At 63.9% G+C, this 14,751-nt stretch carries 10 protein-coding genes; 5 read left to right on the plus strand and 5 right to left on the minus strand.

The annotated features are described in order from the left end of the window. Positions 1 to 6: 6 nt before the first annotated feature. From PYR71_RS26075 to PYR71_RS26085, 3 genes are all read left to right on the plus strand, one after another. Positions 7 to 1,482: a YcjX family GTP-binding protein gene (locus PYR71_RS26075; protein ID WP_275621441.1), complete on the plus strand. Its 1,476-nt coding sequence runs from the start codon at positions 7 to 9 to the stop codon at positions 1,480 to 1,482. Beyond that, on the plus strand, positions 1,479 to 2,558 hold the full coding sequence (locus PYR71_RS26080; protein WP_275621442.1) for a YcjF family protein: 1,080 nt from the start codon (positions 1,479 to 1,481) through the stop codon (positions 2,556 to 2,558). Before PYR71_RS26075 ends, PYR71_RS26080 begins: the two co-directional genes overlap by 4 nt. A gap of 210 nt (positions 2,559 to 2,768) precedes the next feature. Further along, positions 2,769 to 3,320 carry a hypothetical protein gene (locus PYR71_RS26085; RefSeq protein ID WP_183913517.1) on the plus strand — a complete coding sequence of 184 codons (552 nt, stop codon included), beginning with the start codon at positions 2,769 to 2,771 and terminating at the stop codon, positions 3,318 to 3,320. 67 nt (positions 3,321 to 3,387) lie between these two features. Here the strand turns inward: PYR71_RS26085 and folK are convergent, their stop codons facing one another. The 3 genes from folK to folP are packed head-to-tail and all read right to left on the minus strand — an operon-like array spanning position 3,388 to position 5,130. After that, positions 3,388 to 3,906, minus strand: coding sequence for a 2-amino-4-hydroxy-6-hydroxymethyldihydropteridine diphosphokinase (gene folK / locus PYR71_RS26090; RefSeq protein ID WP_275621514.1), 519 nt, complete (start codon positions 3,904 to 3,906; stop codon positions 3,388 to 3,390). Continuing rightward, the gene (folB, locus tag PYR71_RS26095) at positions 3,899 to 4,264 is read right to left on the minus strand and encodes a dihydroneopterin aldolase (protein WP_183913515.1); all 366 of its coding nucleotides are present in this window, start codon (positions 4,262 to 4,264) and stop codon (positions 3,899 to 3,901) included. The genes folK and folB overlap by 8 nt, the downstream gene beginning before the upstream one ends. Further along, positions 4,261 to 5,130, minus strand: coding sequence for a dihydropteroate synthase (gene folP / locus PYR71_RS26100; RefSeq protein WP_275621443.1), 870 nt, complete (start codon positions 5,128 to 5,130; stop codon positions 4,261 to 4,263). The genes folB and folP overlap by 4 nt, the downstream gene beginning before the upstream one ends. Before the next feature lie 102 nt (positions 5,131 to 5,232). On the opposite strand from folP, the gene PYR71_RS26105 reads away from it, so the two are divergent. Beyond that, a complete protein-coding gene (locus PYR71_RS26105; RefSeq protein ID WP_275621444.1) occupies positions 5,233 to 5,859 on the plus strand; it encodes a DUF922 domain-containing Zn-dependent protease in 627 nt (208 codons plus the stop codon). Positions 5,860 to 6,274: 415 nt separating this feature from the next. On the opposite strand, the gene PYR71_RS26110 is transcribed toward PYR71_RS26105, so the two are convergent. Further along, complete coding sequence (locus tag PYR71_RS26110; RefSeq protein WP_010029491.1) at positions 6,275 to 6,595, minus strand: 2Fe-2S iron-sulfur cluster-binding protein; 321 nt, start codon at positions 6,593 to 6,595, stop codon at positions 6,275 to 6,277. Positions 6,596 to 6,884: 289 nt separating this feature from the next. Then, positions 6,885 to 7,268: an Hpt domain-containing protein gene (locus tag PYR71_RS26115; RefSeq protein WP_275621445.1), complete on the minus strand. Its 384-nt coding sequence runs from the start codon at positions 7,266 to 7,268 to the stop codon at positions 6,885 to 6,887. 464 nt (positions 7,269 to 7,732) lie between these two features. Here PYR71_RS26115 and PYR71_RS26120 point away from each other — a divergent pair, with 464 nt between their 5' ends. Beyond that, a complete protein-coding gene (locus PYR71_RS26120) occupies positions 7,733 to 14,707 on the plus strand; it encodes an apolipoprotein A-IV repeat region-like domain-containing protein (protein WP_275621446.1) in 6,975 nt (2,324 codons plus the stop codon). Positions 14,708 to 14,751 lie beyond the last annotated feature (44 nt).

The following is a 14,751-nucleotide window of genomic DNA, read 5'->3' on the forward strand; positions in this document are numbered from 1 at the left end:
CGCGCCTTGCCGCCACGCCTGACATCCCTTGCCGACGACGCCCGCATCGCCTTCGACAATCTCGCCGACCGGGCGAGCAGCCTCGTCAATCCGACCGTGCGGCTCGGCGTCACCGGCCTCTCGCGATCCGGCAAGACGGTTTTCATCTCCTCGCTTGTTCACAATCTCCTGCATGGCGGCCGACTGCCGCTGTTCGAGCCGGTGCAATCGGGGCGCGTTTCCGCCGTACGGCTCGAGCCGCAGCCGGATGATGCCGTGCCCCGCTTCCAATACGAAGATCATATCCGGGCGCTGGTGAAGGACCGTATCTGGCCGGATTCGACCCGCGCCATTTCCGAGTTGCGCATCACGCTCGACTATCAGAGCGCCAGCGGCTGGAACCGGCTGTTCTCGCCCGGCCGGCTGTCGATCGATATTGTCGATTATCCCGGTGAATGGCTGCTGGACCTGCCGCTGCTCGGCAAGGATTATCGCACCTTCAGCGAGGAGACGATGGCGCTCGCGCAAACCGGCGTCCGCTCCTCGTTGTCGCAGGGATGGCTGGCGCTCACACGTGCCGCCGACATCAATGCCGGCGCCGACGAGATGATCGCCCGCGAGCTTGCCACCGCCTTTGCCGATTATCTCAAGGCCTGCAAGACCGACGAACGCTCGCTCTCCACCTTGCCGCCCGGGCGCCTGCTTCTGCCCGGCGATCTCGACGGCTCGCCGGCGCTGACCTTCGCCCCGCTCGCCTTGCCGCCCGACGGTCGTCCCGATCGCGGCTCGCTCTGGGCGATGATGGAGCGACGGTATGAAGCCTATAAGTCGGTGGTCGTCAAACCCTTCTTCCGCGAGCATTTCGCCCGGCTCGACCGCCAGATCGTGCTGGTCGACGCGCTGCAGGCAATGAACCGCGGCCCCGAAGCCGTCCAGGACCTGGAACGCGCGCTGACCGATGTGCTTGCCTGTTTCCGCCCAGGCACAAATTCGCTGCTCTCCTCGCTGCTTGGCCGCCGTATCGACCGCGTGCTGGTCGCCGCCACCAAGGCTGATCATCTCCATCACGAGAGCCACGACCGGCTCGACGCATTGACCCGCCGCCTCGTCGATCGCGCCATCGCCCGCATCGGCATGGCCGGCGCCGGCATCGATGTCATGGCGCTCGCCTCCGTGCGCGCTACCCGGGAGGCATCGGTCAAACGTGACGGCCATGACCTGCCCGTCATCGTCGGCACGCCGATGGCGGGTGAAACCATTGCCGGCGAGCGCTTCGACGGCCAGAGAAAGACCGCGATCTTCCCCGGCGACCTGCCGGAGGATCCGGAAGGCCTGTTTGACCGTATGCTCTCGAGCGAGGCCGGCGGGACCTTGCCCGAAGTCAATGTCGTCAGGTTCCGCCCGCCGCATCTCGAGGAAACCGGCAGCGGCATCAAGCTGTCGGTGCCGCATATCCGCCTCGACCGCGCCATGCAGTTCCTGTTCGGAGACCGTCTCGCATGAGCAAACCCCCGTCCGATGTGCCGCGTCGCCCACCCGCCGCCTTCGCTTACAAAGATGAGGCATCTGAGCCGCGCGACAACGGCCGGCAGCAGCAAGGCCGGCGCAAACCGGAAAGCTTTTCGGAAGAGATCGTCTTGACGCCCGATGAGGAGGATCCCTTCATCAATCCCGACAGGGATCTCGGCGCTGCGCCGGTGGCAACGCCGCGCAAGCGGCGGACCTCCTTCGGCAAAATCGCCGCCGGTGCCTTCGGCATCCTGCTGTCGCTCGGCATCGGCCTTTGGACCGACCGGCTGATCCGCGACCTCTTCACCCGCGCCGACTGGTTGGGTTACGCAGCCCTTGGCGCGCTGGCGATCGGAATCCTCGCGGTGCTTGCCCTCGTCATTCGCGAGACCGCTGGCATGATGCGCCTAGCCGCCGTCCAGACGATCAAGGCCGAAGCGGAAGCCGCGATCCTCGAAACCCGGCCGGCGAAGGCGCGCGCCGTCGTTGCGCGCCTCACGACACTGCTTGCTGCCAATCCCGAGACATCGAAGGGACGCGCGACGTTGAAGGCGACTGAGGGCGAGGTCATTGACCCCCCGCATCTGATCGCCTTGGCCGAACGAGAGCTGCTCGCCCCGATCGACCGCAAGGCCCGCGCCCTCGTTGTCAATGCCTCCAAGCGTGTGTCGATCGTCACCGCCGTCAGCCCGCGCGCCATCGTCGATCTGATGTATGTGCTTTACGAGGCCGTCCGCCTTATTCGCGCCATGGCGGAACTCTACGGCGGCCGCCCCGGCACGCTCGGCATGTTCCGCCTGCTGCGCGACGTGCTGGCGCATCTTGCCGTCACCGGCTCGATCGCCGTCGGTGACAGCCTCGTCCAGCAGGTGCTCGGCCATGGGTTGGCCTCGAAGCTCTCGGCCCGTCTCGGCGAGGGCGTCATCAACGGCCTGATGACCGCCCGCATCGGAATCGCGGCGATGGATCTCTGCCGGCCGCTGGCTTTCCGCGCGCTGAAACGGCCGGGAATCGGTGATTTCATCGGCGATCTCACGCCTTCCATGTCACCGCGCGACAACAATTCTTAATCGCCGAAGCAATTCCGCAGGTTTCGCCTTCCCCAGCGTGAAGTTGTGAAAATAGTATCCGATTCAATCCATTAGCGGCGGGATATTGAAATTCGTACAGCATGGCACGCCTCTAATCCCTTGCATTTCGGCACAGCCGAAAGGAAGGATTAACCATTTTTCGGCAAAACTTGGCACCAGTTCGTGAGTGGTGTTTGCCAAGGAAAATCCATGTATTCGCGCAAGTTTCTCTTCGTATGCGGCCTCGCCGCCGCGGCATTGTCTCCGGTCGCAGATGTCGCTCCGCCAGCCACCGCCGCAACCCGTGACAAGGCCTTCTTCGAATCCGTCGCCGGCTCCTGGAAAGGCCCCGGCGAGATCGTCGCCGGCAAGTACAAGGGCACGAAATTCACCTGCAACCTGACCGGTGAACCGACCGGCGACAGCACCGCCGGCATCAAACTCGATGGCACCTGCCGCGTCGGCGTCTTCAAGCAGCCGATGACCGCTGTCATCTCGCAGTCGGGCTCCAGCTATAAAGGCAAGTTTCTCGACGGCGCCGCCGGCAAAGGTCTTGACGTCGTCTCCGGCGCCGTCACCGAGGATACGGTCGTGGTCGGCATCAACCGCTCCAAGCTGAACGGAGCGATGATCGCCCGCATACGCGACGACAAGACGATGAACGTCACCGTTTCGGTCAAGGTCGAAAGCCAGATGATCCCTGTTATCGGCCTGACATTGACCCGTCAGGTCGACGAAATGGCCGTCGGCTCCATCCAGTAGACAGATCGCATGACGGGGTTCCTGAAGCGGCGGGTTTCCCGCCGTTTCGCGTTTCAGGAGCCGCGTTTTAGGCACTCCGCCACCAGTCGCCGCTGTCATCGGCGACCTCGATGCCGGTCACGTCGGCGTCGAGCAGCCAGTCGCTGACCGGCCGCCCCATGACGACAAGGCCTGGGGCGATGTCGGCAAGCGGCATCAGCACGAAACCGCGCTCTGTCATCCGCGGATGCGGCAGTTCCAGCCGCGGCGCGTCCTGGACGACGCCTTCATAGGTCAGCACGTCGATATCGAGCGTGCGCGGCCCCCAGCGTTCGATGCGCTCGCGTTTCATCTCGCGTTCGATCGAGAGGCAGAGGTCGAGCAAACCTTCCGGAGGAAGCCGGGTTTCGATAGCGGCGCAGGCGTTGAAGAAGAACGATTGGTCCGTCTTGCCCCAGGGCGGCGTGCGATAGAGCCGCGACACGGCGGTGACTCGACAATCGTCGTGCCCGTCCAGCCTTTTCAGCGCCGCCGCCATCGCCTTCACCGGCTCGCCGATATTGCCGCCGAGGCCGAGGGTGGCGGATCGCGATGCGGCCTCAGGCAAAGTGCTCAACACTCACCTGCACGAAATCGAGCACGCCAGGCACCGGCGCGTTCGGCTTGCGCACCGTGATCCTCGCCCGCCTCACCTGTGGAAATGTCTCGCAGAGCCCCTTGGCGATATCGAGCGCCAGGGCTTCGATCAGGTAGCGCCGCTTGCCGGTGACGATCTGCTCGATCACGGTGAAAGCGATGCCGTAATTGACGGTATCGTCGATCGAGTCGCTCTTCAGTGCCTCGCCGGCGACGACATCGAGCTCGGCATCGACGAAGAAGCGCTGGCCGAGGAATTCTTCCTCGTCATGCACGCCGTGGCGCGCGAAGAAGGCGCAGTTCTGCAGCGTGATCGTGTAGGTGGTCATGTCGGCCGCTTCCTCTCGAATTCCTGGCGCGCATTGAGCATAGCATCGGCGACATCAAGCGCATCCCTGTTGATTGCGACATTGTGCACCCGGAAAACCGCAGCTCCTTGGAGGCGCAGCAACACGCTCGTCGCAGCCGTCGCCACGTCCCGGTCCGACGCGTCCCGCCCGGTCACGGTGCCGAGGAAACGCTTGCGTGACGTGCCGGCAAGCAGCGGCAGGCCGAAGCGCGAAAGTTCGGAAAACCGCGCCATCAGTTCCAGATTCTCCTCGGCCGTTTCCTTGGCGAAGCCGAAGCCCGGATCGAGCACGATGCGATCTCTGTTGACGCCTGCTGCAGCGGCGATATCAAGCGACCGTTCTAGGAAATGCACCTGGTCGGCGATCACATCGGCAATTTTGACCCTGTCGCGGCCGGTATGCATGATGCAGAGCCCCGCCCCTGTCGCCGCGGCCAGATCCGCGATACCGCGCTCCTTCTGCAGTCCGGAGACGTCGTTGACGATATGGGCGCCTGCGCTGACCGCAAGCCGAGCCGTCTCGGCGCGATACGTGTCGATGGATATCAGCGCCTGGGTGCGGCCACGCAGCGCCTCGATGACGGGCAGCACCCGCGCCTGCTCCTCCGAAGGGCTGACCGATGCTGCGCCCGGCCGGGTCGATTCGCCGCCAATGTCGACAATCGCGGCACCATCGCTAACCGCCTGCAGCGCGTGTTCGACGGCGGCATCGACGGTTTTGAAGCGTCCGCCGTCGGAAAAGGAGTCCGGCGTCACATTGATGATCGCCATGATCGCCGAACGACGGCCGAGTTCGATCTCCCGGCCATGGCCGACACGCCATAAGCTGCCTTCGAGCCCTGTCACCAGACTTGTCCTATTGATGACGAAAAAAGCCGCCATCCGATATTGCGCTTGCGGTGGCTATGCCCCAAGCTCCGGTCAATTTCAACATGGATTGCGTTCAGAATGCCGCTTGCAGTGCGTTATATGGTCCTTCCTGTCGCCTTTTCCATTGCTCTTTCTCTCAGCGGCCCAGCGGCAGCCGAAGTGATCGCAACGAAAAGCTATTCCTATTTCGACATCCGCGGCAAAACCGCCGAGGAGCTCGACCAGGAACTCAGCCGGCGCGGCCCGACGGCAAGCGGCTCCTCGGCGCGCCATCCTGGCGCCACCAAAATTCGCTTCGGCGGCGAAGCCACCTATATTCAGGATGATGGCCGCTGCCGCGTCGGCAACGTCAAGGTCACGGTCCACACCCAGATCATCCTGCCGCGCTGGAACAACCGCCGCGGTGCCAGCAAGGAGCTGTCGATGATCTGGGACGCGCTGTCGAGTGACATCAAGCGCCACGAGGAGCGCCATGCGGAGATCGCCAGAGATCAGGCCCGCGCCATGGAGCGCGCCATCCGCGCTTTGCCGCAGCAGCGCAGCTGCGAGGCCATGCAGGAGCTCGTCTCCAACGAATCAGCTCGCGGTATAGAGGAGCACGATCGGCTGCAGGCGCGATTCGACCGGGTTGAAGCGGTCAATTTTCAGAAGCGCATGTTGAGATTGCTGAATAATCGAATCAACGGGCGAGCCGGCGGAAAATAAGGCTTTTTAAAGCTGGTTACGAGCAGAAAAACTTAGCTGCGCAACGAAAATTGTGCGAAACTTTCCCCCTCCCCAGCGTTTCAATGGTCATTTTTCATCCTGGCAGACTCAACCGGAACGCGTTAATATGAACACATTCGAAAGTTCAGCTACGGCATCTGGACTTTCAGCGTTGGGTTCTCCTGGCGCGTTCGGAAGCCGCGGATGTTCCTCCCTCATCCGTAGGTAATGCGCCCGCCTCGCCTCGCTCGCACCAGCGCGCGAGGCGTCTTTTTGTGGCTATGGCAGCGCCCCCCCCTAATCCATGTCGCCCGGAAGTGTGGCAGCGGTTCGGGGATAACGACATGCATCAAAACAACGGGCTAAAGCGCGTCGCGTGAATCAAATTTGATGCGACGCGTTTTAGGCGCCGGCCTCAGGCCTGGCGTTCCGGCACGTGCACGACGAGCCCGTCATAGGCAGCCTTCATCCGGATCTGACAGGAGAGCCGCGAGGTCGGGCGCACATCGAAGGCGAAGTCGAGCATGTCCTCTTCCATCGCTTCCGGCTGGCCCACCTTCTCCGTCCATTCTTCGTCGACATAGACGTGACAAGTCGCGCAGGCACAGGCGCCGCCGCATTCGGCCTCAATGCCGGGCACCGCATTGCGCACTGCATTTTCCATCACGGTGGAGCCTTGATCGACGTCGAGGTCGAAGCGCGTGCCGTCGAAGGCGACGATGGTAAGTTTGGGCATCAGCACTATTTCCGGTCTTGAAATGGGTGGGGCGGCTTTACTTCCGACAATTCGACGCGTCAGTCAACATTCGGAAATTCGCCATAACCTCGCAGATCAGGCCGTCGCCCGCCGTCTTCAATGCGTCATATCGCACGTCGCAAAGAGACGCGTGGTTCCGCAATGGAACAACGGGCCTGCCCACATGATTGCTTCAGAATAAGATCATGCCGCCATTCAATCTGCCACAGCGTCGCTTGCGCGTCTGAATAGAGACGCGGCGCCGCGGCTCGAACGAGCGGCAGAGAGATCAGCCGCGGCAGAGTTTCAGGATGAAATTCTCCGCGTCGAGAACGGCAGCGCCCAGCGCCGCCATCGTGCCGGCATCGCCCCCGGTCTCCTCGATGACTTCCGCCGTCTGCGACACGCGGAATGCGCCGACCGAACTTGCCGCGCCTTTCAGCCTGTGCGCGGCAGCCCCGACACGCACAGTCTCGCCGCTCGCAATGTCCTGAAGGCACGCGCGGGCTTGACGGGCAAACATCTGAAGGACTTCGATTTCCAGCGTCTTGTCGCCCATCGTCTGTTTTGCGAGATGAACCAGGTCGATCGGCCGGACCTTCGAGGGACAGGGTCCATTTGCATTGTCCGGCGCCTCGAATACGATATTCACTGCTGCCATCTGGGCCGCCATTTGCCAATTCTCCCGTCTCACGTCGTCGGCACTTGCAACAGTTCTGCGTCAGGAGGGTGGCCATCACGTTAAATTCCGGCACAGGGGGTGCGGAAATCTCGGCGTATGGTTAACGTCCGTTAAATATCCCTAAATTATTGGTTTTTAAGCGGGGTCGAGGATTCAAAATTGTTAACAACAGGTTAACGAGCCGCAAATCTCAAGCCTTCATTAATTGTGTGAAGAGCCCGGATGTGTCACTACGATACTGGTGGAGCGGGTTTATGGTACGCGCCTTTGCCGAGTGAGTGGATAATGGTAGTGTTTTGATACCTTCCGTTTGAAAAAGCGGCTATCTACTCTGAAATGACATGCTTATCCGTCCGCGGTTGGGATGGAGAGCCGTAACGGCAAAGTTGTTCCGGGGTGAGGCGGAAGCCTGGGCAGCGCTGGCGGACCGGCCGACAGTAACGAGGCGTAACCGAATGGCGAATAACAAATATAATGAGTCGATAGAGGACAAGGCGTTCAAGGCATTGGACGAAGCGCTCCAGATCGATTTCGGCAAGGATAATGTGCCGTCTCGCCGCGGCGACGCGCCTGAGGCGCCGGAGGGGAATGTGTCTGATCCATCGAATTCGCGTAATCAGCAAGCCCAGGAAGAAGCGCAGCGCCGCAACCGCCGCGGCGCCAACGGCGAGCAGGCTTCCAGGGCTCCGGCCTTCGCGCCCGCCAATGATGCCAGCCGCAATACGCCCGCCTCTATCCTGAAATCTTTCGACGGCACTTCCAGCCGCTCGTCGGTGCGCACCGCCACCCTGTTTTCCGTGCTCTGGGTGATGGCGGGCCTCGGCCTGATGTCGCTGCTTTACGCGCCGCAGATCTGGCAGATCCGTTCGCTGGCCGACCTCGTCGCCCTGCCCGGCGTCATTGCCGGCCTGGTCGGCATCGTCATTCCCGTGATGATGTTTTACGCTTTCGCCATCATGATCTCCCGCGCCCAGGACATGCGCAACGCCGCCCGCTCCATGGCAGAGGTGGCCTTGCGGCTGGCAGAGCCGGAAACCATCGCCTCCGAACGCATCATGACCGTAGGCCAGGCGGTGCGCCGCGAGGTTTCGGCTATGAACGAAGGCATCGAGCGCACGATTGCGCGCGCTTCCGAGCTGGAAACGCTGGTCCATTCCGAAGTCAACGCGCTGGAGCGTTCCTATGCGGACAACGAATTGCGCGTGCGCGGCCTTGTCCATGAACTCGGCTCCGAACGCGAGGCGATCGTCAACCATGCCGACCGCATCCGCACCTCGATCGGCAGCGTCCACGACCAACTGAAGGAAGAACTGTCGCTTGCCACAGAAGAGATCGCCGTGCGTCTCGCCACATCGGGCGAGGCCTTCGCCTCGCTGATCGACACGCGCGCCGCGACAATCCTGGAAAAATCGGACAGTGCCCTGCAGTCGATGGGCAGCCTGCTCGCCGCCAAGACCGACAGCCTGCTCCAGACGCTCAACGCATCCGGCTTCGCGCTGGCCACCGAATTCGACAACCGCCTCGAAGCGCTCTCCGTCAACCTCAACGAACACGGCGAAAAGCTTCTCAGCCAGTTCGAGACGCGCGCCTCGACCATGGACAGCAGCACCGAGAAGCTGAACGCAGCCCTGAACGAGCGCACGCATCAGCTCAACGAAATCCTGATCTCCCGCACCCGCGAAATCAACGAAAGCCTGACGTCGGGCGAACGCACCATCGGCGGCACACTCGACGACGTGCTGTCGAAACTGAACAGCGCGCTTGACGAAAAGGGCGCAAGCTTCCGCCAGAGCCTGCAGAGCACCGCCGACGACGCCGTCATGGATCTCGACCTTCGCTCCGGCTTCTTCGAAGAGCGGCTGCAGACGACCGTCGCCCAGCTTTCGACCGCCTTCGATGAGCGCGTCGCCGAATTCACCAGCGCTTTCGACAAGCGCACCGGCTCGCTCGACACGAAGCTGATGGAAAGCCTTGCCCGCATCAACGAGACGCTGACCGGCGGCTCGGATTCGATCGACGGCATCCTCAATTCCGGCATCGACCGCATCGGCTCCTCGATGACGGATCATTCGCTGGCGCTCGCCACCGCTCTCGCCACCGGCCACGAGGTGCTGGAAAACACGCTCGGCACCCGCAGCGAAGAAATCACCACTGCGCTGACTAGCCGTACCGGCGAGCTGACCTCGGCGCTGCAGAACGCGACGTCGGACATCGCGCTGGCGCTTGCGTCGGGCACTTCCGAACTGCAGAACAATCTCCAGGCTCGCTCAGCCGAGTTCCGCGACACGCTCCGCACCACGACCACCGAGCTGACCGCCGCCGTTGCTGCCGGCACGCAAGAGGTGACCACCGCCTTCGGCGGCCGCGCCGAGGCGTTGAGCGGTGTGCTTACGGCACGCACAGCCGAAATCAGCGAGGCGCTCGGCGCCGCGCATGGACGCATCGATAGCGTCATGGCAGAGCGCGGCGGCGCGCTCGTCGAGGCGCTGACCAGCCACCACGGCCGCTTCGAGGAAGCGCTGACCACCCGCTCCGATGCGATCATCAACGCTGTCACGGGCACTCACGACCGTCTCGCTGAAACGCTCGACGAGAAGGCCATGGCGCTTGCCATTTCCCTAAACGAGAGCCAGGCTCGGATCGAAGATACGCTCGAAACGCGCTCCGCCACCCTGCTGAACGCCGTTTCCGGCACGCATGACCGACTGTCCGAGACGCTCGACGAGAAGGCAATGGCGCTCGCCATCTCCTTGAACGAAAGCCAGAGCCGCATCGAGGACACGCTCGAAACCCGCTCCGCAGCCTTCCTCAATGCCGTGTCGGGCACGCATGAGCGGCTGTCGGAAACACTTGATACGAAGGCAGTTGCCCTGACGACGTCCCTCGACGAGAGGCACGCCCGCATCGAGGATGCGCTCGGGACACGCGCCGAAGCGCTGCTCAGCACGATAGCCGGCACGCGTGACCGCCTTGCCGAAACCCTCGATGAAAAGGCGATGGCGCTTGCCATTTCCTTGAACGAAGGCCAGGCCCGTATCGAGGACACGCTGGAAACCCGTTCTGCAGCCCTGCTGAATGCCGTCTCCGGGACCCACGACCGCTTCGCCGAGGCGCTGGACGGTAAGGCTTCGGCTATTGCCGCCTCGCTGAGCGAGACCCAGGCCCGTATCGAGAATACACTCGAAACCCGCTCCGCCGCCCTGATGGATGCTGTTTCCGGCACCTACGACCGCTTCTCCGAAACACTCGACGAGAAGGCGATGACGCTTGCCATCTCGCTCAACGAGAGCCAGGCACGGCTCGAAGACACGTTGGAGACCCGCTCCGAGACCTTCCTCAAGGCCGTGTCGGGCACGCATGAGCGTATCTCCGAAACGCTCGACCAGAACACATCGGCGCTCACCGCTTCCTTGAACGAAGGGCAGCGGCGACTGCAGGACACGCTCGAGACACGGTCGCAATCCTTCCTCAATGCGGTTTCCGCCACCCATGACCTGCTGTCTGAGACACTCGACGATCGGGCGATGGCGCTGGCCATCTCGCTGAACGAGAGCCAGAGCCGTCTCGAGGAGACGCTGACCTCCGGTGCCGATGCGATCACCAATGCGGTCTCCGGCACGCATGAACGCCTGAACGGCGTGCTCGATCAAAAGGCCAGCGCGCTGGCCGCCTCGTTGAACGAGGGCCAGGTTCGCATCGAGGAAGCCTTGGGGCACCGCACCGCCGCGATCATCGGCGCTGTGACGGCAAGCCACGACCGGCTCACCGATACGCTCGACGAAAAGACTATGGCGCTCGCCATTTCGCTCGACGACAATCAGAGCCGCTTCGACAGCGCGCTCGAAGCCCGCAGCAATTCCATAATGGAAGCCGTCGCCAGTGCCGAGGCGCGCGTCGCCGGCGCCTTTGCCGACAAGACCGATGCGATCCATAACGCCTATGCCGACAATCAGCAGCGGCTCGAAAATGCGCTTTCCCAGCATAGCGCAGCCCTCTCGGGCGTTCTCGATGCCGGCGGCGCCCGCTTCGAGGATCTCGTCGGCGGCTTGACCGGCCGCATCGAAGGCCGCCTGAGCGATGCCCATGCGCGGCTCGGAGGCCTTGCCGAGGAGGCCGCGGCGCGCATCGAAAGCGGACTCGATTCTGCCCATGAGCGCATCCGCACGACGCTTGAGGATCGCGCCAACGCCATCGATCTGTCGCTGAACCAGGCCCATGCGCTGATCAGCGATACGCTGACCGAACAGGCGACCAGCATCGGCACATCGGTGGCGACGAGCATCAGCATGCTCGAAATGTCGCTGGAGGACCGCGAGGCTTCGATCCGTCAAGCTATCGATTCCGGCGCTCAGACATTGGAAGATCGCATGCATGCCGGCGCCGGTCAGATCGCCGGCCGCTTCCAGGAGGCGGCCAACACGATTTCGAGCTCCGCCCAGGGCCTTTCCGCCCATCTCGACCAGTCCGTCGCAAGCCTTGCGGGACGTCTTGAAGAAACCGGTTCCCGTATGGAAGCGGGCCTGACTGCCATCGAGAGCCGCATCCGTGACGGCGTCGGCGGCGTTGCCGACAAGGTCGAAGCGGCCAGCAGCCAGCTGTCCGGCGTGCTCGCCGACGGCATTTCCCGTCTCGGCGCACTCGGGGACGACGCCACCCGACGCATCTCGGCGACGCTCGAAGGCAGCGCCGCAAATCTCACCCAGGCGATCGACAGCCGGACCGCCAACCTGGCCGAGACGCTGGACAGCCGCACGACCACGCTGACAGGGGCCATCGAGGGCCGCACGGCAAGTCTCGGCGAAACTCTCGACCGCGGCAACGAGCGCATCGAGGAACGCCTCTCGACCATGGATCGCGCTTTGACCGTCGGCCTCGAAGCCGTCAACCGTACCATCGAAGGCAAGGCCGCCGGCCTCGCTTCGACGCTGCGCAGCGCCGTGGCCGAAGCAGCCCAGGGAATGGAAGGCGAAGCGACGAGAACCACCGAACTGCTCGGCAAGACCGGCCAGCAATTCGCCGAGGATCTCAATGCAAAAAGCGACGAATTCACCCGCACTATGGACGAGCGTTCGTCGCAGATCGTCAACCGCGTCGCCGAAGCCCAGAACCGTCTGGCAACCCAGGCCGCTGCCGTCGCCCAGACTTTCTCGGAAGCCGGCAATGCCATCGTCAACAAGGTCGCCGAGGCCGAGACGATCGTCGGCACGCAGGTCAATGCCATTTCCAAGGCCCTGTCGGATGCCGGCCAGTCTCTCGAAGCGCGCGGCGATGCCATCCGCACGACGCTGTCGGGGGCCGGCAGCGAGATTTCCGCCACCATGGCGGATGTCGACCGGGCCCTCGAAGCCCGCAGCAGCGCCATCCGCACAAATCTCGAGGAACGCACCCGCGAGATCGATACCACCCTCACCGACATCGACCGGGCGCTCGAGGCGCGCGGCAACTCGATCCGCGCGACACTCGAGGAACGCACCCGCGACCTCAACTCGATGCTTGCCGGCCGCTCGGTCGAATTGACTCGCATCCTCGACGAAACGGCCCGCCCGCTCGTCGATCGCTATACCGATGCCGGCGAGCAGGCCGCCGCCCGCATCACCGCCGCCGCCAACCTCAGCGCCGACCGTCTGCGCGCCGAAAACGAAGCGCTCGCCAGCGCGGTTGCTGCCCGCACCGAGAATGTCGCCAATGCCGTCAGCGCCATTGAGAACAGCCTCGTCGGCAACGTCAACGGTCTGGTCCAGCGCATGTCGGAAAGCAGCGCGGCGATGGCCATGATGATGAACCGCGCCGCCGAGCAGTTGACGAGCGTGGACGGGCGCCTCGGCGAAACCACGACGCGCTTTGCCGACTCCGCCACCAAGGCCGCCGAAATGGTCAACGCCTCGACCCGGCTTCTCGAAGGCAAGGTCGACCGCCTCTCCGACATATCAGGCCAGACACTGGCCCAGGTCGGCGGCATCATCGGCCGTTTCGACGAACATTCCAAGGTTCTGACTCAGGCCTCGCAGCTTCTGAGTGCCGCCCAGTCCAACCTTGCCTCGACGCTCGAGGAGCGTGAAGGAGCGCTGCAGGCGCTCTCCGTCAGCCTGGTCCAGCGCTCCGACGAAATCGAAAAGACCATGCGCGGCCTCGGCGGCATGATCGAGACCGTGTTCGAGCGGGCCGAGCAGCGCTCCAACCAGGTCACCGGCAATCTGCGCCAGGGTGTACAGTCCTCCTTCGCCGATATCGGCCGCATTCTCACCGAAACCGAGAAGCGCGCCCAGGAAGCGGCCGAGACGATGCGCGATGCGATCACCCGCGCCGGCGAGGAAGCCAACACGACGATCGACGGCACCTTCGCCAATGTCGAGCGCCGTTCCGGCGACCTCTCCAACCGTATTCGCGGCGGCCTCACCGCCTCGTTGTCGGAAGTCGAGCGCATGCTCGGCGAGGCTGGCCGCGCCTCCGACGGTGCGGCTCAGCACATGCGGGAATCGCTGCGCGAGGCGATCGAGGATGCCGTCGGACGCTTCTCCGGCGCCACCGAGGATATCCGACGCTCCGCCGCCGACATCCGCAGCGAGCTCGACGCCACCCGCGCCGAACTGAAACGCGGCGCCTTCGACTTGCCCGAGGAAGCCAAGGAAAGCGCCTCGGCCATGCGCCGCGCCGTCGCCGAGCAGATCAAGGCGCTTCAGGATATCTCCCAGCTCGTCGGCCGCTCGAGCCAGCAGCTTGAAATCTCCGAGCCCGTCGCCCGCTCGCTTGCCCAGGTGCAGCCGGCGCCGCGCCCAGTTCAGCCGGTCACGGCTCAGCCGCCGCAGCCGGCGGCACCCCCGCCAATCGAAGCGACTGGTCTGCGTGGAACAATCGCCCCGTCAGCTCCGGCTGTGGCCGCTCAGCGCCCCGCCCCGCAGCCGGCCCCCACCCGCCAGGACTCAGGCCGCCAGGAACCGGCGCGGGAAAGCGGCGGCTGGATCAGCGATCTTCTGCGCGGCGCCTCCCGCGACGAAGCCGCCGACGAGGCGCCTGCCCAGGCCCCGGCCCGCCCGGCGGAAACCGCCGCACCGGCCACGCGCAGCAACGACAGCCGCAATCCGCGCCATGTCGTGGAATCGCTGAATTCGCTCTCCGTCGATATCGCCCGCGCCATCGACCACGATGCCTCGGTCGACCTCTGGCGCCGTTATCAGCGCGGCGAGCGCGACGTCTTCACCCGCCGCCTCTACACGCTGAAGGGTCAGCAGACCTTCGACGAGATCAAGCGCAAATACGACCGCGAGCCGGAATTCCGCACCGCCGTCGATCGCTATATCGGCGATTTCGAAAAACTGCTTGCCGACGTCGCCCGCACCGACCCGAACCAGACTGTCACCCAGTCCTACCTCACCTCGGATACGGGCAAGGTCTACACCATGCTCGCCCACGCAGCGGGCAGGCTCCGCTAAGCCTGGCCGACGCCTTGGATCTGGAGCCGCCTGAACCTGTGTCA

The organism is Rhizobium mulingense (genome assembly GCF_029194105.1).
Classification (GTDB): domain Bacteria; phylum Pseudomonadota; class Alphaproteobacteria; order Rhizobiales; family Rhizobiaceae; genus Rhizobium; species Rhizobium mulingense.